The following is a 20,825-nucleotide window of genomic DNA, read 5'->3' as shown; positions in this document are numbered from 1 at the left end:
TCACACCTCCTTGGGATGAGCCGCGATGGCCTTCACCGCCTCGGCAAAGGCGGCTGCCGCCGCGTCGCAGGCGCTTTGGGTGCCGGTGAGCAGGCCGCCGCCGAAGTTGGTCTCGCTGGGGGGCTCGAAGAGGGCCACCAGCTCCACATCGGAGGCCTTCATGGCCTCATCCAGTCCCACCATAGCCTCCAGGGGCGGAGCGATCAGGTAGGCCAGAGCCTCTCCCTCCTTTACCCCCGCCGTCTTGGACAGGTAGGTGCCCGTCCGGGAGACGGTGTGGGCGAAGTAGATGACAGAGTCGTCCTGGTTGGCGGAGCGGAACCCTGCCCCGCTGCGCATAAAGTCCACGCAGGCCCGCAGGCCGGACTGGACCTCCGCCGGGTTGGGCCCGGCCAGAATGCCGATGACCTCGCCGGCCAGGGCGGTGGAGGCATTGGCCGCCCCGGCGTACAGGGATTTGCCGTACACCACCTCCACCACCGCCGCCTTGGTGGCCTCATCCAGGGCACAGTAGGTCATGTCGTCGCTGTCGGCGGTGATGAGGCCGATGGAGCGGTACCCCTTGGGCAGGCCCAGCTTTCTGGCCAAGGTCTCGCTGACGTTGGCGATGGTGCGGGTGGCCAGCACCTTGACCGGGATCAGATCGCCTGTCATAGAATCACCCCTTTAGATCAATTCCGCTGGCCTTCTTGTCCAGCATGGTCTTGATTAACTCAGCAATGTGGGCCCCCGCCTCCACGGCGGTGGTGCCCCCCTTGTGGATATTGGAGATCACCGTCCGCTTGGACTCGGGGATGCCGATGTGGGGCTTGTAGGTCAGGTAGGCGGACATGGATTCCGCCGTCACCAGGCCGGGCCGCTCCCCTACCAGCATGCACACCACCTCGGCGCCGGTGAGATCGCCGATATGGTCGGAGGCCCCCACCCGGCAGTACTTCACATAGAGCACTGGGCCGCCCTCCAGGCCGTAGGCCTTCAAGCCCGCCCGCACCGCCTGGAGACAGTCCACGGCGTTGGCCTCGATGGCGGCGGAGCTGAGGCCATCCCCCACCACCAGGGCAATTTTCGGGTTCTGTCCAAAGGTCTTTTTGATGATAGCCTGGTTCTCCTCATCGAACCGGCGGCCCTTATCGGGCCGGGTCAGATACTCGTCCTTGGTCTGGCACAGGGTCTGGACGGGCACGAAGCCGTTGTTCACCGCAAATTCGTCGGGCACATGGGAGAACACCGAGTCCTGGGCGGCGGCGTGGTCGGCCCGCATCCGCAGCATGGAGATGGTCCGGTACCGGGCCCCCGCTCGCCCCAGCCCCAGCCGGGCGGGGGTCTTTAATTTCAGATCCTGAAAGGCCTGGCCGCTGCGGGGATTGTCCACCAGATACTGCCGCCGCAGGTCGATCTGGGTGATATCCTCCAGGCAGCCCTGGCTCACATCCTCCTGCCGGGGGTTGGGCCGGGTCGTGGTCACGGCAGCAGGCTTCCCTGCCAGCTCCAGCACCATCCGCTCCACCATGGAGCGCAGTTCTTGTTCATTCAAAGCAGAAACCTCCTTACCCCAGCAGCACCGACGCGTCCCCCGCCAGGGGGGTCAGCCTGCCATTCTCCACAAAGCCCATGTCCTCCAGCCACCGCTGGAAGGGAGGGATGGCGGTAAGGCCGAACATCTCCCGCAGGGCGGCGGTTTCATGGAAGCCGGTGGTCTGGTAGTTGAGCATCACATCGTCCCCGTGGGGGATGCCCATAAAGTAGTTGCACCCGGCGGCGGTGAGGAGCACCGCCAGATCCTCAATGTCGTTCTGGTCGGCCTTCATGTGGTTGGTGTAGCAGGCGTCGCACCCCATGGGGATGCCGGTGAGCTTGCCCATGAAGTGGTCCTCCAATCCAGCCCGTATTACTTGCTTGGAATTATACAGATATTCCGGCCCGATGAAGCCCACCACCGTGTTTACCAGATAGGGCTGGAACCGCTTGGCAAAGCCGTAGCACCGGGCCTCCATCACCACCTGGTCCGCCCCGTGGTGAGCCTCGGAGGACAGCTCGGAGCCCTGGCCTGTCTCAAAATACATCACATTGGGCCCCACGGCGGTCCCCTCCTTCAGAGCCAGCTGCCGGGCCTCCTCGATGAGTTTGCCGTCCAGGCCGAAGGCCTCGTTGCCCTTCTGGGACCCGGCGATGGACTGGAAAATGAGGTCGCAGGGGGCCCCCTTGCGCACCGCCTCCATCTGGGTGGTGACGTGGGCCAGCACGCAGATTTGAGTGGGAATGTTCCAGCGGTTTCTCACCTCGTGGAACCGGTCCAGCACACGGCGCACACTTTCCACCGAATCGTCCACCGGGTTCAGGCCCAGCACCGCGTCACCCGCCCCGTAGGTCAGGCCCTCCAGCAGGGAGGCCAGGATGCCGTCCGGGTCGTCGGTGGGGTGGTTGGGCTGGAGCCGGCAGGACAGGGTGCCCGGCAGGCCGATGGTGGTATTGCAGTGGGCGGTGACCTTGATCTTCTTGGCGGCGTAGATCAGGTCCATATTGCTCATGAGCTTGGCCACGGCGGCAATCATCTCGGCTGTCAGGCCACGGCTCACCCACCGGATGGCGTCGCCGTCGTGGTTTTCCGCCAATAACCACTCCCGCAGCTCGGCCACCGTCCAGTTTTTGATCTGGTCATAGATCTTTTCGTTCACGTCGTCCTGAATGATGCGGGTGACCTCGTCCTCCTCATAGGGGACGGCGGGGTGGCTGCGCAGGTCGGCCAGGGTGAGGTTGGCTACCACCACCTTGGCCGCCACCCGCTCCTCAGCGTTCTCGGCGGCGATGCCCGCCAGCTTGTCTCCCGACTTCTCCTCGTTTGCTTTGGCCAGGGCGTCCTTCACCGACTTGAATTCATAGACATGCCCCAGCAGCTTGGTCTTGAGTATCATGTGATCGCTCCTTTGCGACTACGATTTGTTAAATACAAGCGTCTTTATAACTATGGGTAATACCGCACCACCGGCCACCGGGGCGCCGATGTCGATATAGTCCCCATTGTCCACCCCCACGCTGTCCAGGCAGAGCAGCGGACCGGGCAGCAAGGGGGCCATGGCCTGGCCCAGCACCTTGGCCTGGTCGGCCTCCACCGCCACAATGGGCACAAAGCCCGCCTCTACCAGAGGTGCAAGGCCGTGGGCCACTCCCTGGGCCATCTCCTGGATGCGGCGGTAGGAGGGGTTGCGCTCCCCCCGCAGGGCCAGAGCCAGCTGCACCAGCCCTCCCTGGTCCCGGTACCAGCTCAGCCTGTCCCGGATGTGCCGGGCCAACTTCTCCGGCTCTCCCCCCTCCTCCCCGGCAGCCAGCTTGAGGATGGGGATGTTCTTCAGAGGGAAGGTGATGTCCCGGTAGAAGATGGTGGAGCCGGACAGATCGGTGGCGTGGCTCCCCGCCCCCACCACCGTGGCCCGGATGGTCTCCGCCCCCCGGAACCGCCCCGCCTTCTGGAAGGCGGGAGAGGCAGCGATGGCCAGCCCCAGCAGCACGCCCAGATCCCCGAAAGCCAGCCAGTCCGGCGGCGGGTTGTCGATACAGTCGGCCACCCCGCCGGAGAAGGACACCACCGGTACCTCTTCTACCGTCCAGCTGGTGCCCTGGGTGAGAAAGGCGTCCAGCCTGTCCCGGCCGGGCCGCAGGCCCGCCGCCTGCTCCAGAGCTTCCACCATGATCTGAAGGGTGGGCTGTAAGGTCTCGGGTGTCACCCGCTGGCCCACCGCCGGGGCGGGACACCCGGCCCGGACAAACACCGGCGACACGTAGGTGACCTGTCCGCTGCCCCTGTCCATCTTGATGAGCCGCCCGCCCACGTCCAGGCAGCCGGTACGCACCAGCTCCCCGTTTCGGTACAACGCCAGGTTGGCGGTACCGCCGCCGATATCAAAGTGTAATACCGTGGTATGATGCTCCCTGGAGTATTCATCCGCGCCCGCTCCACGGGCGGCCAGAATGGACTCCAGGTCAGGTCCAGCGGTGGCTACCACGAAATCCCCGGCAAACTCTGACAGGGCGGAGAGCACCTCCCGGGCGTTTTCCTTCCGGGCGGTCTCCCCTGTGATGATGACGGCGCCGGTGTCCACCTGGGTCTTGTCAAAGCCTGACTTGCGGTACTCCTCCTCCACAATGGTCCGTACCCCCGCCGCGTCGATGACCGTGTCAGATAACAGCGGGGTAAAGTGAATGGCGGAGCGGTAGAGCACCTCCCGCCCGGAGATGGACACCCGTGGCACCGTAAAGGGGGTGGCCCGGTTCTCCAGGGTCAGCCGGGACAGGATCAGCTGGGTGGTGGAGGTGCCGATATCAATGCCAACGGATAGTAACTGCTCTCCCATCAGGCCAGCTCCTTCAAGATGGCCTTGATATCCTCCGCCGTGACGTTCCGGGGATTGGAGGGGGCGCACAGGTCGGCCAGGGCGGCGGCGGCGATCTCCTCCCCTTTGGCCTTCACCTCTTTGGGGTCCACCCCGCACTGGGACAGGGAGCCCAGCTGCTCCAGCCGGGTACGCAGCCGCTCCACGGCGAAGGCCAGCCCCCGGGCGGTGGGGGTCAGGCCGCACCTCTTTGCCAGGGCGGCATACCGCTCCGCCGCAGGCCGGTGAGCGGCGTTGAACCGGATCACATGGGGCAGCAGCATGGCATTGAGCCGCCCATGGGGGATATGGAACTTTCCCCCCAGGGCGTGGGCCATGCTGTGGCACAGCCCCAGCCCGGCAGCGTTGAAGGCTATGCCCGCCAGATTGGAGGCCAGCAGCATATCCGCCTTGGCCTCCTGATCCCCATGAAAGGCGGCGGGCAGGCTGCGCCAGGCCAGGGCGAAGGCCTTCTCCGCCAGGGCGTCGGTGTATACGTTGGCCCCCTTGGCCACATAGGCCTCGGCGGCGTGGGTGAGCACATCCATGCCAGTGTCCGCCGTCACCTTGGCGGGCACCCCCGCCAGAAAGACCGGGTCCAGCACCGCATGGTGGGGCAGCAGCTCGTCGTCCACCAGAGGGTACTTCACCCCCTTTTGGCTGTCGGTAAGCACGGCAAAAGAGGTGACCTCCGAGCCGGTGCCGGCGGTGGTGGGCACCGCCCAGAAGGAGATGTCCACCGGGGCCCCCAGCTTCTTGCCGTACTCCACCATGGCCTTGGCGCAGTCCAGGGCGGAACCGCCCCCGAAGGCCACCACCGCCTGGGGCTTGAAGCCGGCCAGGGCTTTGGCCCCTCCGGCCACCACCTCCAGGGGCGGGTCGGGCACCACCCCGGTAAAGGTCTCCACCGTGCAGCCGGGCAGCCGGGCTTTTACCTTGTCCAGCAGGCCGGATCTGGCCAAAAAGTCGTCGGTGACCACCATCACCCGCTGACCGGCCAGCTCCTCCAGGGCGGCCAGCGCGTCGGTTCCAAAGGAAATGGCGGTCTTCAGTCTGAATCGTTCCATGGGCGCCCCCTGTTTCTTCCTTGATGGCCTTAGTATGGCGGCAGCGGACGGGAATATACCAAAAACCATCCTGTTGCTTTGGAAAGAAAAGCTTCATCATTCCTTTAGAATCTGTTCACACCCTGTTCACCATCCCTTGGCGAAAAACGGATATGATAACAGCGTCAGGTACAAATGACAAACCATTCTCCTCTCTCTCTTACCTCTCTGTTCAAAAACAGGAACGCCCGCCATACGGCGGGCGTTCCTGTTTTTTTGCGGTTCGGTGTATGAAAACGTACAACAAAAGGCCCTGTCCCACCATAGATAAAAGGGAGGGAATGGGTATGTGGGATATGAATGGACAAGTCCAGCAGTTTTACCGTCTGCTCCAGCTTTTTGCCGCCCAGCTGGAGCCCGCCCGGGCCATGGAGGTGGCCTGGGTCTACCCGGAATTTGTACCCGGCGTGGTGTATCAGACAGGGGACTATCTCCGCCGGGGCCTCAACGCCGTGGGTGACCCCCAGCTCTACCAGGTGACCCTGGACCACCGTTCCTCGGCCGGAGCACCGCCGGAGCGCACTCCCGAACTCTATGAGCCCGTGGGTCTGGACGGCGGAGGCACGCCCCTGTGGAGCCGCCCGGCAGGGGACGCTGATGGCTACGAGCGTGGAGACGTGGTGTCCTTTCGGGGGCTGCGGTATCGCTGCCTGGCGGACCGCTGCCTGTTCAGCCCGGAGGAGGCCCCGGCAGACTGGGAAGCACAGCCCCAGAACGCAGAAGAGCCGCCGGTCGATTGACCGGCGGCTCTTCTGTGTTGTTCAGAGCGGATCTCTGTTGCTGGCCTTTTACTTGCCGGCCATGCCGTTCTCGTAGGCCTGGATCATCTTCTTGACCATCTGGCCGCCCACGGAGCCGGCCTCACGGCTGGTGAGATCGCCGTTGTAGCCCTGCTTCAGGTTGACGCCCACCTCGGCGGCAGCCTCCATCTTGAACTTGTTCAGGGCCTCACGAGCGCTGGAAACCACGGGCTGATTGCTGTTGCTGTTGGACATGATGTTGCATCTCCTTTGCAATCGTTTTGTTGGATCGGTGATCCGAGCATAGCTTTGCCCCATGCGGATTTTCTATGCGATTTTTCTTCTGCCAATCCATGGACCACAAAAATCATCCAGCAACGCAAGTTCGGTCCATAAAAGTAAAATGCCCGCGTTTACTCTCTGGAGAAACACGGGCATTTTTTGCTTTTTAAAATTTAGCGGTCTGACATATCACCCCAATTAGGGAACTGTTACCATATTTCCAACCGGTATACAACTGTTTTTAGAAAGCAGGAACAGACGGGTATCAAAGCTCTTTCCTGATGGGACCCTCAGTTCCAGGATGTTCAGCCCATTGGTCAATTCAGAGGTATCTACCTGATTCACTCCGGTCATCCGCCCATTATGATAGGTTGCTGCCCACAGGGTAGGTTTGGCTTCAGAGCTCACATAAACCACACCTATCTGGAGCGTGGAGTCATCCATCCAGCGCGCACCAACCAGAGTGGTTGTACACGGGATATCCTGCCCCCACTGGGGAGGATAGTTGAGAATAACAAATGTCCCCAATTCTTCAGCGCGATTCGCTGAAATTGCATGAACACTCTTAGTTGTTTCATCATAACGAAGACCAATCCCGTCATATATAGCCGGATAGTACGGTTTTCCATTTTCATCTTTTTCTACAGAGTCCATAGCTGTAAAGTTAGATATGGTGCCCAGCACGCTTTCACTCTTGTCTTGGAGTGACAACATTTTTAGGTTTTTATTTTGGTCTACATAGCACAGCGCACCATCCGTCCACACCGCACTGTTTACAATGTAATTATTTTGATTCACAAAGCTCATCTCGCTTGTTGCATATAAGCTGCCTTCCTCATTCATCTCCTCTGTTGCATAGATTGTATACCGGCCGTTTGTTCGTATTGCATAATAGATTTTATTATCCCACCAGTAGATTGGCAGTTCAGTATCATTGAATATCCAAGATGTCTCATATTTTGTGCTGGTACACTCAGGTGCCGTTGTATCCCAGCCATAATGATTATGTGTTTCGTCGCTGATTGTTTCATCAGACAACATAAAATAGGAATGGTCACATCTGCCTTCCAGATTTGGAACGGGATCATCCCAGGTGACGTCGACATGATACCAGTACCCATCCATCCGCACTAAATTCCACATATGATTCATCTGGTTAATGCCGCTTGTGACCGTGATACAATCTATACCAAGTTCTCTCAGCAATAACTGATATGCCAGCGCATAACCCTGGCATACAGCGTCTCCTTCGATCAAGGCCCCATATGCAGTATAAACATTTTGACTGAGAGCATCTTGACCGGTCGCAGTTTCTCGGTTGTATGACACATGAGTGGCCAAATAGTCATGTATAAAGAGCGCCTTTTCCAGGTCGGTCTGTACCTTTTGGGCCTCACAGACCAATGCATCTACAGTCTGATTGAAGCGCCGAATCTGTTCCTCTGAAAAATGCCCTCTATAGCCCGGCGTGATAATTGCCGTCATGACAAATGCGGCCGTTGTCCCTCTGCCTTCACTCTGAATCCGATAACCCTCGGTCGCATAAAAAAGCCTTGGATTATCATTGATAACAGCCTGATAGAGCTCAATGACGCGGCTCTGGAATTCATTAAGCTCAGCATTGACCTGATTTGAATCAGCAACCTGTATTGTCATGCTGACTGTAATCGTGCTCTGCTGATTGCAGAGGCCCTGATAGATTGTCTGATACAGCGTTTCCTCTTCGCTGCTCGCCACAGCAGACAGGCAGTTTTGGCCAGAAGTTTGTAGCCCGGTAAGGTCTCCCTCTTGGGATAATGCTACGCAACCCTTGGCTTCCGTGGAAACAAAGATCTCCTCCCCCTCCGCAGCCAGGGCAGGGATGACGGTCAGCAGGGCGACTGCCAGAATACAAATTAAATATTTTATTCTTTTCATACCACATTCTCCCATAAACAGAGGGGGGCTTATGCATACGCATAAGCCCCCCTTTTACGCCAGAATTAGTTTTCGATGATCTCCAGCAGCACGGCCAGCACTTTGCAGGCCTGCTCACGGGTAGCGACCACAGTGGGCGCGAACATATTGTTGCCCACACCGTTGATGATACCAGCGCGCTGAGTAGCCTCAATGGCCTCCACAGCCCAGCCGGAGAAGGTGGACGCATCGCTGAAGTTCATGGCAGGCTGCGTTCTGGGCAGGTCAATGCCATTGCTCTCTGCGTAGCGGTAGATCATGACCGCCATCTGCTCCCGGTTGATGGTAGCCGAGGGAGAGAAGGTGGTGCTGGAAGTACCGGTGGTCACGCCGTTGGCCACAGCCCAGGTCACGTAGGCCTCGTACCAGCTGCCCGGCTCCACATCGTAGAAGTCAGTACCCACACCGGCATACCGGCTGATATCAACGCCCGCCACGCCGGCCAGCATCTTCACAAACTCAGCACGGGTCAGCGCACGGGTAGGCGCGAAGTAGTCGCCGCCCACGCCGTTGACGATGCCCCGGTCGTAGAGCTCGTAGATATAGGGGGCAGACCAGCTGTCGCTGTCCACGTCGGCGAACTGGAACTCAGGCACTTCTTCCACGGGGCTGAACTCAGCCTCGATGGTGTGCGCCTTGCGGACATCCTCAAAGATATACTTGCTGACGGCGCCCACGCTCTTGCCGTCCACCAGCACGTCCTCGATCTCATAGCCCTCGTCGGCGAAGATGCGGAAGGTCTGGTCGTCGCCGCGCTTGACGCGCACGGTGTCGGGGGTGATCTCGCCGCCCTTGTTCTGCTTGACGGTGATGGTGTAGCGGGTCACGCTGCTGCCGCTGCTGCCGCCGCCGTCGGGACGCTCCGGAGCGGGCTCCTCAGGTGTGGCTTTCACAGTGGTGATAACGGTGCCCTTGTCATTGATGGCAGACACTGTGAAGGTGTATTCTTTACCGTTATCCAGGCCGTCAAAGGTATAGCTGGTAGTAGTGCCAGGCAGCAGGACAGGAGTCTTGCCGTCGATCCGCACCTGATACTGGTAAATAGCGGAGCCGTTGTCCGCGGCGGTCCAGGTGAGGGTGACCTTGCCGTCGTCCACGGAAGCGGTGACCTTGAGGTCGGAAGGCTTGGCGGCAGGGACGTTTACAACATTACCTTCACCGCTGGCAGCCACTTCGCCGGTGTAGTTGCCCTTGGCCACCAGCTTGGCAGTGATGGCGTGGCCCTGGTCGGCAGCGGTCAGCGTGTAGGTGCTGCCGGTGGCGATCTCCTTGCCGTCCCGCAGCCAGGCGATGGAGTAGTCAGCCTCAGCGATGCCGCCGTCGACGGTGGCGGTCAGAGTCGCGCCCACCGTATTGCCGCCGGAAATGCTCAGGGTCACTCCGCTGGGGATAGGCGTCTTGCCCACCTCGATGGCGGCGCTTTCCACCGTACCGGCATAGTTGCCGGTGGAGGTGACCTTCACGGTGATCTTGGCAGCGGCGTCCTCGGGGGTCAGGACATAGGTGCTGCCGGTGGCCCCGCTGATGGCCTGACCGTTGCGGCACCACTGGTAGGTCAGGTCGCTGCCCTGGGCGCCGGTCACATTGGCGGTCAGGGTCTGGCCAGCCTCGTACTCCTCGCCGGTAATGGTCACCGCAGCGGCAAAGGCGGCGGGAGCAATGGTGAAGTTGACGGTCTTGCTGTTGCTGTAGTTGCCCTGGCTGGTGATGGTGATGGTAGCGGTGCCGGCATTGGTGTTGTTGGTATAGTTCAGGGTGTAATCGGTGTTCTCCACCAGAACGGTCTCGCCCAGCTGCACCATGACCTTGGGCTCGATGGCTCTGCCGGTGTAGGTCACGCTGGCGGGCACGCCGGTGACGGTCGCGTCAGCCAGGCTCTTGGGCGTGATGGTGAAGGTCTTCTCGATCTTGCCCTGATAGTTGCCCTTACCGGTGACGGTAACGGTGGCGGTGCCGGCATTGGTGTGGTTGGCATAGGCCACAGTGTAGTCGCCGCCCTCCACCAGGGTGGTCTCGCCGTCCTTCACGGTGACGGTGGGAGTAATGGGGCTGCCGGTGTACTCAAAGGAGCTGCCGGACAGGGTCACCATGGTGTCAGTCAGGGCTTTGGCGGCGATGGTCACTTCCACCTGCTTCTTCTCGGCGGCCTCGTAGTTGGTGTCGCCGGCCTTGTTGGCGGTCAGGGTGACAGTGCCGGCCTTCAGGATGGCAGCGGTCCAGGCATTGGGCTCGCCTTCCACAGGGGTCAGGCTCAGGACCTGAGGATCGGAAGAGACCAGGGTCACAGCGCCGTCACCGTTGCCGCCGGTGACGGTGATCTTAAAGGAAGCGTCGCCGTAGGTCTTGCCGGACGCATCAGAGATAATCAGGGCATTCTGCTGCTTCTTGGTGATCTGATAGGTGGCGCTGCCGGTGCTGCCCGCGTAGTTGTTGATGCCGTTTACGGTGACGGTGTAGGTGCCGTAGTCGGTGGATTTGGCATCAGAGAAGGTCACGGTGTAGTCGGTACTCTCAGCCAAAGTCGCAGTGCCGTCCTTGACGGTGACAGTGGGCTTTTGTACGCTGCCATTGTACTCAAAGCTGTTGTCGCTCAGCTCCACCTTCAGCGGGGTCACCTTGGGCTGGATGATATAAGTGCAGGTGGCGTTGGCGGGAAGCTGATAGTTCTCCTCATCGCTCAGCGCGGTGGCTGTAGCATCGTAGGTACCCGCATTGGTCTGCTCGCCATTGGTAACGGTGACAGTGACGGTATCGCTGCCAACCGGGTTATCCACGGAGGCGGTAACATTCTGGGGCTGACCGTTATAGGTCAGGTTAGGGATGCTGCCTGGTACCGCTCTGGGCAGCATCCAGGAACCGGAAGAAGACGAACAGCAGCTTCAGGCTGCTGTGGAGGAACCTTTCCTGGCAGGTCAGAAAGAATTCATTGTCCAGCGGGAAGCGGCCCCGGCAAATGTGGGGCGGGAGTCCCTCAGCCAGGGAAGCAGTACGGTCAGCGGCACGGTATCCCTGCCCGGCGACAGCACTGCACTATCGGACAGCTATTTGTATGTCTACCTGTGTACGCCGCCTGTTCTGGATCCCAACGGGAGAGTAATTGCTGAGCCGGTTGTGATGGAAAGTACCCGAGTTGTCTTTTCACAGGGACAAAACTCCGGCAATTTTATTTTTGAAAACGTGGCATCCGGCTTATATGTGCTGCAGGCCTATTCCGATATCAGTTCCGGAAGCACATTGGGGGGCGACTGTTATTTCAACGCTGATGGTACACCAGTGAGCAACCCTTATGCTGCAACGGCTCTGAGTGTGGGCACGGGAACCACCTCTGTCAATTTGGCGCTGCCCGCCGCACCCCGCTCTATCAGCGGTATCATGACCTTTGACAGCGCTCCGTCAGAAGATATCTCCTTTCGGATCAACTGTTATGGCGACAGCACTGCCAGCTATTCCAGTGTTGCCACCCTTAAGGCAGGCGCCACTTCAGCCGACTTTTCCATCGGCGTAGGCGAGGGGCAGTATTTTATCCAGTTCAGAAATTCGGACACAGGCGCTTATGGCGTCTATGACATTTATGGAGCTGTCACAACAGACCACAGGCAGCGGATGCCGGTCGGCACCATGGACGATTCTGTGAGCGGGTTGCAGGTGGACTGCTCCAGTCTGGGTGGTTCCTCCGGCGGGTCGGGCGGCCAGCCGGAGGTGGAGATGGTCCCGGTGGAAGTGACGGTTAGGCTCCCCGAACCTCTTGCTGCGGATCGGGAATATGCCATCTCTCTGGTAAATGAAGAGGGATATCCTGACGACAGCGCTATCTACTATGTCGCGGCCGGTGAGGATAGCCTCTCTGCAGAGCTTTGGGCGGAAGAGGGAAGCACTTTCCGGGTTGCCTACAGTGATGTGACCGGCTGTAATCTGTACAACTTCCCTGCCGCCGGTTCCCGTTATGCTGCAGAAGACGGCATCACCACCCAATTCTCCAAAGCCAAAGTCTTTACCGGAATCCAGAATAACATCACCCTTGCTGAACCAGCCTGCTATACGGTTTCCGGTACTCTGAGCCGGAGCGGAGATCCGCTTCCTGATCAGGCCGCCTATGTTCTGGCGGAATTTAATGACGGAGAAGCCTATGCCGGACGGGCGGTATTTGCTTCCGGCAGCACATCCGTTTCCTATATCATTTATATTCCACAGAGTCAGCAAGGGAACTCTTTCCATCTGACTGCATACAAGGCCGCCAACGGAACCGGAAACCAAATCAATGAGTCCACCCATATCTCCGGCGGCAGCTATCTCTTGTCCGGGGCAGTTCAGGCAGATCTGACCTTCCCTGCGGAAGTTCCCACTATTAAAGGCACCCTCTCTCTGCCCGCCGGATACGTTGCACCCCAAGATGGACTGGTAATTACCCTGGGTTTGACAGAGGATTACAACGATACCGTATATGCCACCTATTATCTGCCCAGCGGGCACAGCAGTCTTTCCTATTCCCTGAATGCTCCAATATCCGACAGCACAGAGGTCTATGCAGAGCTGTCCAGCCCCACAGAGGGTTTCTTCCAAAGGGCCTCCAAAGTCTTCTCTCGTGGCGAGCTGTCCCAGGCCGATCTGGCCTTTCAGGAAACGGTGACCATCTCAGGCACCATCACTGTGCCGGAAATCTGCCGGGAGGGGATTGCCCTCATCTCTCTGTATGCCTACGGTGACCTGAATGGCAGTGATTCCAATGCATCTGCGAATGTAGCAATTCCCGCCGGGGAAATCAGCACATCTTTTACCCTCTCGCTGCCAAAGAGTATTGTCCTCAGGCATATGTCTGTTCGGGTAGAGACAGATACAACAAATATTTTGAACACCTCCGAGCTCTATCTTCAGTCTGATCTGAGCAGCTTTTCCACCCAATATGCAGATTTGTCTGAAACTCTCGGCACGGACTTGAATCTGGAAATCCCGCTGTCCCAGGGCGTATTTGTGTCGGGCACCATTTCTCTGGCTGAAGGACTGTCAGCCGGCAGCTACTCCGGGTCTATCCTGCTGGAGTCTGTGGATGGTGCATCGCACTACTCCGAATATTTTGAATTTACCGGCAATTCCTCTTCTTACAAAATTTCCCTGCCAGAAGAAGCCTCAAGCCAGTCATATTATCTATCTATCTACCTTCATGAAGGCGAAGGGGCTGTGCTGAATCGAGACTATTATTATACAGGAACCGGCCTGACCAGTGACCGTGCGGATGCTGTTCCTGTCACACTGGGAGAGAGTGGCGCAACCATCGACTTTACCATTCCCAAGGCCAAAATCATCAGCGGCAGTTTTGTGTCTGTTGACGGCAGTCCGGTGGTATGGGATCCGGAAGAAAATCTAAGGATGTACCTGAGATCCGGTACCGAGTCGGAAGTGTTCCGAATCACTCCGGATGCCCAGGGAAATTGGTCCGTCACTGTGCCTTCCAATCTTACCGGACGCTTTATTCTTTACACTTGTATTGACAGCAATACTCAGACCAGTATCATCAGAGATCAGAACTACTACTATAGCAGTTCCCCCGGGGCTGCTACCCAGGAGGACCAAGCTACCCCTATTCTTTTGACAGAGGAAGATCTGACCGGGCTGCAGCTGTACGTGGAGACCGGCTGGCTCCTGTCCGGCAATATCAGCCTGCCTGAAGACGGCTATATCCATGGCGGGACAGTGGATATACGTGTCGAAGCCGAAAGCGCCAGCGGCAATGGCTATTACTACGGCAGCGGCACAGTAGGGAATACTGGCGGCAGCTATTCTGTCACAGTCCCCAAAAACGCGGCGGCTCAGTATGAGCTTACCCTGGAGTCGGTATACTCCCTTCCTTCGGAGGTGTCCAGCAATATCTACTGGGGGGAACAAGTCCTGACAACTCCATCCGTCAGCGGCGATACCAGCGGTCTGGATTTTACCCTGTTCACAGCCAGAAGCGTAATCACCGGCACAGTATACCGCCCGGATGAGTTTACCGACAGTTTTGATGTGCGCATCCAGGTATTGGTGGACAGGGGGTCCAGCACCTATTCCTACAGCACCTCTGCGTACCTTCATTCCAGCGAGGACAGCGCCGCGTTTTCCATTTCTGTTCCACAAAGCGAAACGGCAGCAAGTTATCAAATCTATTATCACATTTATGGAAATATAGAGGGGATCCTTTCCGGCCCGGACGTTTATTTGTGCGCCGATGGAAGTCTGAGTACCGACCCGGCTCAGGCCGGCACCTTCTCGCTGGACGATCCCCAGACACATGTGATTACTCCGCTGACTGCTCAGCCCTTTGCCACCGGCAGGATCTACTGTCCCGAGGGGCTGGACCAGCCCATGACCCTGGTGCTGTATTACTCCAATTCCAATGGCATCTCCACCCTGGATTGGGATCCCACAGCCATTGAAGTCAGAATTGGTCCCAACATCGGCCAGCAGGACGAGCAGGGACGCTGGTACAGTACCTACTCTTTCTCCGGCCTGAATGCGGGAGATACCTATCACCTGCGTTATTACTCCACTGACATCAGCGACATAGTGGATACCAATCATCACTATATCAAAAACGACGGGACCGTTGTCACTTCCATCAGTCAGGCCACAACATATACCGTCCCCCCCGTGGGCTCCAATGCGGTTGACTTCACACCCATCCTGTGGAACGACGGCTGCCAGGATTATGTACTGCAGAGCGAGCACGGCCTGCAAAGCCTGTCCCAACCACTGACCTATACCTACACTTATCCCGGCGCCACCGGCCTGCGGGTGACCTTCTCCGACCGTACGGATATGGATTTGACGATCAATAACACCTCCTATGTATATAGTTCCGTAGCAGGAACGACCATTACAGTGAATGGCAATACCTTGACGGTGAAAATGGACGCATTCAATTATGCCTCCAATACATTTGGTTTCGCCATTGAGAAGGTTGAGCCTCTGGATGGGCCCCAGACTTCCACGCCGGGGGCTGCCGCAGTATATACCACCTCAGGCAGCACAGAAGCCGCCGTCCTGGCTGACGCAAAAGCAGGCGAGCCTGTGCGGGTTTCCCTGGTGGGTCAGCAGTCCGGAGAAACGACCCACAGCCTGCTGGGCGCGCTCTATGGGACCGACGGCGCCCTGTTGGACGTTGTACAGGTGCCGGTAACCTTCAACAGTGCCGGCGTGTGTACCACCAGTCTGCGCTTTGATGCGTACGATCAGGCAGTCTCCATGAAGCTTTTCCTGGTGGATCAGAAATGGGCGCCGGAAATGCAAGAAGTCTCTTTTGATCAAATGCCCTAAAACCTCACCGCAGCTCCTAATTTACAAGTCCGTTACCCAGGGGTTGTGATCCCCAAGATAAGAAACACTCAGGCCAAGCAAAAAAGATGTGCCGCAAAAACAAATGTTTTTGCGGCACATCTTTTTACCCTAAACCATACGGAGATATCTCCGCTGCGGAACGGTACTACGATGAGCTGTGTTGCGTGCTGCGCCGGAATCTACAAAATATAAAATTCTGCGCGTTTATCGATTTATTTGGGAACTGCCGTGCCTTCTTCCACCGCATAACGCAGTCGCTCCTGGGCCGGGAGCAGTGTTCCGTCCTTGCGCAGTACAAAGGTACGCAGTTCCAGTTCGTGTCCTTCCGGCAGCGTGCAGGAAAAGGACACCAGCTCCCGTCCTCCGCCAACTCGTTCCCAGGAAAACACATCCAGCATCCGCCCGCTGTCCGCTTCCATCAGTGCGGCGGCCAGCAGGAAATCACCCGAGAGGCCGGACAGCTCAAAGCTTATCCTTCCTGTCAGCCGGTCACCCTCCACGGCAAATTCCGCCCGGGGACAGACGGAGGGCGCCAGCACCCGCGCCTCCTCGTCCCCCAGCAGCTGGGTGCAGACATAGTCCATCCGCTCACTGGTAACGGCGTAGAGCGGAGCCATCACGCTGTAGTTTTCCAGAAATACCCTGCAATAGACCCAGATGCCGTTGTTGTTCTGGCCGTACGTGTTGCCGGAAAAGGCCGGGCTGTTCGCCTCGTCGGTCCCCATCATCACCAGCGCGTGTCTGGTCCGGTAAAGGACGTTGTTCTCCACTGTGATGCCGCTGTTGTAGGTGGGGCCGTCCCACAGGGTGATGGCGTTCCCGCTGTCGGTGACGCCCATCCAGGTGCAGTCGTAGCCGTCCTCTCCGCTCCAGCCGTAGCCGCTGTCAAAGATCAGGTTGTCCGTGATCGTCACGTCTCCAAAGGTCTCCCGGGTATTATCCCAGTCCTGGTTGTGGTCGCCGATCAGCACCCCGGCCATACAATTCTCGATCAGATTGCCGGTCATAGTCATGCCCAGAAACAGGTAGTCAGGCCAGAGAAACTCTTCGTCGAATTCTATGGTGATACCACCGTCAAAGGCATCGTGGACATAGCAATTCACGGTAGCTGTATTGCTCCCCTCCATGCGGACGCACTCCCCGGAGACCGGCACAAAGCGGTCCTCTCCGGTGCTGTAATTCAGGATATGGGACCCGCCGCCGATCCAGCCGATCTCGCAGTTCCGCACCCGATTGCCGGTTCCCCGGCTCAGATCAACGCCTATAGTGCTGCGGTACATCAGGCACAGGTTGTCGATCACATTGTTATCCGTACAGTCCACAATGCCCCAATAGCCCTCGGCCACTCCTACGGCACTCTGGAACTCGATGCTGTCATACAGCTCTCCCGGATTCCCGGCATCGCAGCGCAGGTACAGCGGCCCCCGGCTGTCCACATCATGGACCCAGGAGGTAACTTACGACGATACCGCCCTTACCCCTCTGTCCGTCACGGCGGGAGATTGCCTGTCCGGCGGTACTCTGACCTCCAACCTGGATACCCTGGCGCCGGGCGAGCCCTTCCGCCTCACCTGGTATAGTGCCCAGGATACTGGGGACACCGGCCTGGCCTTCACCATCACCTGGCAGACGGCGGAAGAAGCTCAGGATGTGCCTGTGTCTCTCTCCTTCGCTCCCTCAGATATCTGCAACAGCAACCAGGAAGAGGTAGGCTTCACCGTCCAGGAGGGCAGAGTATCCATTCTGGACCGGGCAGTGGGCGACATCTATTATGACAGGGCCGTCAACATGAAGGACATCGTCTACTTCGCCCGGTGGTTCAACCGACAGGAGGAGATGGACGCCGCTCAGGAGCAGGCTGCCGACGTCTGGTTCGACCGGACGCTGGACGTGAAGGATCTCTCCGCTCTTGCCCAGCTGCTCAACAGCAGCCTGGAGCCCACCAGTGGTCTGCCCCTTTCCTCCTTGACGGCATCGGAACCCTATCAGGTCACCGTCTCCGACTGCCGGGTAGACGCTGATGGAAACGCATTCTTCACTGTATCCGGCGCAAATTGCCCCGGTATTGCAGCCTTCCGCTTCCAACTGAAGCTGCCGGAGGGCTACGTCGTCACCGATGTGCAGCCGGATAACAGTCTGCCGGAAGTCGGAAACTTCTCCTACAATGTCGAGACTGGAATCGTCTCCTGGTACAGCAGCCAAACAGAAGTGGTGAACGGTGAACTTTTCACCGTATCTGTCCACACCGAGCGGGAAATCCCTCTGTTTGGAACACTGGATCTCTCCTATGACAGCAGTGACTTCTTCCAGGCAGGATCCTATACTCAGGTGCCCGTCCTTGTGGTGCCGGGAAGTCTGACAGGCGAGCCCGCAGCCCGCACTACAGATGTATCTGTTGTCGATGATACCTTACACGTAACCGTGGAAACCAATTCCAGCCAAACAGTCTGCCTGATCGCGGCGTCCTATACCGGAAATAGAATGGAACAGGCCCTGCTCCAACAAGTGGAGCTGCAGTCAGGCACCCACACATATGTCCTCCCGGGCAATCTGAGGCGCGGGTGGGATAGCCTTCGGATATTCCTATTGGACCAAAATCAAATCCCATTGTCAGAGCTTTATCTCCAAAAATCAAACTAATTAAATACCGCAGCACCATGCGGTGCACTCGCTTAAAACTCATAGTTTGGCTTTAAGCTACCTACAGAGCCGGCCTCGCCAGCGCCAGGCCAGCTTATGATAAGGCCCCCTGATGCAGTTCATGTTTTGCTGCATCAGGGGGCTTTTTTATCACGGTCCGCTTTTACCGGACCGATTCACTTTTTATGAACATCACCACTGGGTCAGTTCCAGATACAGGTCCTTGTACTGACGGGCGGACTTCTCCCAGGAGACATCCTTGGCCATGTCCCGCTGGACCACCTCGTCCCAGTGATAACGGTTGTTGAAATAAAGGGATTTTGCACGGTTGATGGCATCCAGCAGCAGGCCGGCTTCATACCGGTCAAAGGTAAAGCCGTTGCCCTCGCCGTTGAACTCGTTGTAGGGCTCCACGGTATCCTTCAGCCCACCGGTCTCACGGACAATGGGCAGAGTACCGTAGTGCATGGCGTTGAGCTGGGTCAACCCGCAGGGCTCAAAGCGGGAAGGCACCAGAAGGGCATCGGCGCCGGCGTAAATGCGGTGGGCTCTCCCCTCGTCATACTGGATGCAGGCGCTGAAGGTGCCCTTATAGGCCTCTTCATAGGCCCGGAACGCATTCTCATACTGCTTGTCGCCGGTACCCAGCACCACCACCTGGGTGTTGCCGTCCAGCACCTGGGGAATGATGGCGTTGACCAGATCCAGGCCCTTCTGGTTGGTGAGCCGGGAAATCAGTCCAATGACGAACTTGCCGGTATCCTGCTCCAGGCCCAGTTCCTTCTGAAGGGCCAGCTTGTTGGCCATCTTGTGGTCCAGCACATTGCCCAGGCCGTAGTTTTCTGCCAGGGCGGGGTCGGTCTCCGGATTCCACATGCCGTAGTCAATACCGTTGACGATGCCCCGGAGCTTGCCGCTGTGATAGCGCAGATGATCCTCCAGCCGCTCGCCGTACTCGCTGGTCTGGATCTCCCAGGCATAGGTGCCGCTGACGGTGGTAATGCGGTCGGCGTAGGCCAGGCCGCCCTTGAGCATGTTGCCCTCCACCCAGTCCTGCTTCAGCGCGCCCATGCCGAACACCTCGTCAGGCAGGCCGGACCAATACTGGATGGTGGGGATGTTGTACACGCCCTGGAAGCGGAGGTTATGGATGGTGATGACCGATTTGGCCCGGCCCACCGGGGAGTCCTTGAACAAGGTACGCAGATACACCGGCACCAGAGCCGCCTGCCAGTCGTGGCAGTGGACCACGTCGGGGATCCAGTCCATATAGTTCAGGGCAGCCAGGGCAGCCTTGCTGAAGAAGCAATACTTGGGGATATCATCCACCAGATTGGTGTAGGGATTGCCCCAGGAGAAGAACTCCTCGTTGTCAATGAAGTCGTACACCACGCCGTCCCAGATATACTCCATGATCCCCACATAATAGCTGCGGCCGGTCTTACCCAGGTCCATGTAGAACTCGCCGCGGTAGATCATCTTGTTCTGATACTCCTGGGGGATGCAGGCATAGCGGGGCAGGATCACCCGGACGTCACAGTTCAGCCGGGCCAGCTCCCGGGGCAGGGCATACATCACGTCTCCCAGTCCGCCCGTCTTGACAAAGGGATGGCACTCCGAGCCGATAAAGGCCACGCTCCGGCGGGGCAGATTCATGGTCTCATTCACAGGAGCAGCCTTCACCACCACGGGGGCGCTTTTCTCTTCCGTCACAGGGGCAGCCTCCTTCTGCTTGGCCGCAGAAGCGGTCTTCTTTTTGGTAGCCGCCGCCTTTTGGGCGGGCTCGGCTTTCTTCGCGGCAGCCGTCTTTTTGGCAGGCTCAGCCTTTTTTGCGGCGGCTGTCTTTTTGGCAGGCTCGGCTTTCTTCGCGGCGGCCGTCTTTTTGGCAGGCTTGGCTTTTTCCTCGGCAGGGGCTGCCTCTTGGACAGGTTCCGCCTTCTTCTCGGCAGGGGCCGCTTCCTTGGCGGGCTCAGTCTTTTTCGCGGCGGGGGCCGCTTCCTTGGCGGGCTCCGCCTTCTTCTCGGCGGGGGCTGCCTCTTTGGCGGGCTCGGCTTTTTTTGCGGCGGGAGCCGCCTTTTTCTTTTCGGCTGCCGTCTTCTCCGTGGCAGCCACAGCCTCCTTCGAGGCGGAGACGGGACTTACTGCGTCAGGAGCTTTCTCTTCCACAGGCTTCGTTTCAGCCGCGGTCTTTTTCACGTTCATGGAGTCCGTTTTTTCCCGTGCCATTATGATTCTTCCTTTCACATATCATCCTAATCCTAAAACCCCTGCCGCCTCAGATGGGTATGAGCTCTACGCAGGGGCAAAACTTGCTGACGTTAAGAATATAACATATCCATCCTCATTTTTACACCCCTTTTTGGTATATTCCGGTTGAAAACTCATGATTTTACCAAAACATCATAAATCTAATTGGGCGGTTT

At 58.4% G+C, this 20,825-nt stretch carries 13 protein-coding genes; 3 read left to right on the top strand and 10 right to left on the bottom strand.

What is annotated here, in order from left to right; translation table 11 throughout:
- Genes eutL through B5G34_RS06375 form a run of 5 tightly spaced genes read right to left on the bottom strand, consistent with a single transcriptional unit; the run spans nucleotide 1 to nucleotide 5,434 of the window.
- Nucleotides 1-654, bottom strand: a complete 654-nt coding sequence (eutL, locus tag B5G34_RS06395) for an ethanolamine utilization microcompartment protein EutL (protein WP_087335350.1) — start codon at nucleotides 652-654, stop codon at nucleotides 1-3.
- A 4-nt stretch (nucleotides 655-658) separates the two neighbouring features.
- Entirely contained in the window at nucleotides 659-1,534 is an 876-nt protein-coding gene (gene eutC, locus B5G34_RS06390; protein WP_087335348.1) for an ethanolamine ammonia-lyase subunit EutC, read from the bottom strand.
- A 13-nt stretch (nucleotides 1,535-1,547) separates the two neighbouring features.
- Nucleotides 1,548-2,912: an ethanolamine ammonia-lyase subunit EutB gene (locus B5G34_RS06385; RefSeq protein ID WP_087335346.1), complete on the bottom strand. Its 1,365-nt coding sequence runs from the start codon at nucleotides 2,910-2,912 to the stop codon at nucleotides 1,548-1,550.
- Nucleotides 2,913-2,930: 18 nt separating this feature from the next.
- A complete protein-coding gene (locus B5G34_RS06380; protein ID WP_087335345.1) occupies nucleotides 2,931-4,349 on the bottom strand; it encodes an ethanolamine ammonia-lyase reactivating factor EutA in 1,419 nt (472 codons plus the stop codon).
- Nucleotides 4,349-5,434 (bottom strand): 1-propanol dehydrogenase PduQ, encoded by a 1,086-nt coding sequence (locus tag B5G34_RS06375; RefSeq protein WP_087335343.1) that lies wholly within the window; start codon nucleotides 5,432-5,434, stop codon nucleotides 4,349-4,351. The genes B5G34_RS06380 and B5G34_RS06375 overlap by 1 nt, the downstream gene beginning before the upstream one ends.
- Nucleotides 5,435-5,760: 326 nt before the next feature.
- Between B5G34_RS06375 and B5G34_RS06370 the strand changes: the two genes are divergently transcribed.
- On the top strand, nucleotides 5,761-6,213 hold the full coding sequence (locus B5G34_RS06370; RefSeq protein WP_087335341.1) for a hypothetical protein: 453 nt from the start codon (nucleotides 5,761-5,763) through the stop codon (nucleotides 6,211-6,213).
- 48 nt (nucleotides 6,214-6,261) lie between these two features.
- Here the strand turns inward: B5G34_RS06370 and B5G34_RS06365 are convergent, their stop codons facing one another.
- The 3 genes from B5G34_RS06365 to B5G34_RS06355 all read right to left on the bottom strand — a co-directional run bounded on the left by B5G34_RS06365 (nucleotide 6,262) and on the right by B5G34_RS06355 (nucleotide 11,300).
- Complete coding sequence (locus B5G34_RS06365) at nucleotides 6,262-6,468, bottom strand: alpha/beta-type small acid-soluble spore protein (RefSeq protein ID WP_087335339.1); 207 nt, start codon at nucleotides 6,466-6,468, stop codon at nucleotides 6,262-6,264.
- Between the two features lie 225 nt (nucleotides 6,469-6,693).
- Nucleotides 6,694-8,412, bottom strand: coding sequence for a transglutaminase domain-containing protein (locus B5G34_RS06360; RefSeq protein WP_162609438.1), 1,719 nt, complete (start codon nucleotides 8,410-8,412; stop codon nucleotides 6,694-6,696).
- Nucleotides 8,413-8,477: 65 nt separating this feature from the next.
- Nucleotides 8,478-11,300: an S-layer homology domain-containing protein gene (locus tag B5G34_RS06355; RefSeq protein ID WP_087335335.1), complete on the bottom strand. Its 2,823-nt coding sequence runs from the start codon at nucleotides 11,298-11,300 to the stop codon at nucleotides 8,478-8,480.
- On the opposite strand from B5G34_RS06355, the gene B5G34_RS06350 reads away from it, so the two are divergent.
- Complete coding sequence (locus B5G34_RS06350; protein WP_087335333.1) at nucleotides 11,272-15,741, top strand: hypothetical protein; 4,470 nt, start codon at nucleotides 11,272-11,274, stop codon at nucleotides 15,739-15,741. The two genes, B5G34_RS06355 and B5G34_RS06350, sit on opposite strands and share 29 nt — an antisense overlap.
- A 233-nt stretch (nucleotides 15,742-15,974) precedes the next feature.
- On the opposite strand, the gene B5G34_RS06345 is transcribed toward B5G34_RS06350, so the two are convergent.
- Nucleotides 15,975-17,198 carry a right-handed parallel beta-helix repeat-containing protein gene (locus B5G34_RS06345; RefSeq protein WP_087335331.1) on the bottom strand — a complete coding sequence of 408 codons (1,224 nt, stop codon included), beginning with the start codon at nucleotides 17,196-17,198 and terminating at the stop codon, nucleotides 15,975-15,977.
- Between B5G34_RS06345 and B5G34_RS06340 the strand changes: the two genes are divergently transcribed.
- Entirely contained in the window at nucleotides 17,131-18,402 is a 1,272-nt protein-coding gene (locus B5G34_RS06340; RefSeq protein ID WP_140397212.1) for a dockerin type I repeat-containing protein, read from the top strand. The genes B5G34_RS06345 and B5G34_RS06340 overlap by 68 nt on opposite strands.
- 192 nt (nucleotides 18,403-18,594) lie before the next feature.
- On the opposite strand, the gene B5G34_RS06335 is transcribed toward B5G34_RS06340, so the two are convergent.
- A complete protein-coding gene (locus B5G34_RS06335) occupies nucleotides 18,595-20,628 on the bottom strand; it encodes a glycogen/starch synthase (protein ID WP_242956889.1) in 2,034 nt (677 codons plus the stop codon).
- Nucleotides 20,629-20,825: the final 197 nt, after the last annotated feature.

It is taken from the genome of Flavonifractor sp. An82, assembly GCF_002159265.1.
GTDB lineage: Bacteria > Bacillota > Clostridia > Oscillospirales > Oscillospiraceae > Flavonifractor.
Note: the sequence above shows the minus strand (reverse complement) of the source record. Positions and strands in the feature narration are given on the sequence as shown.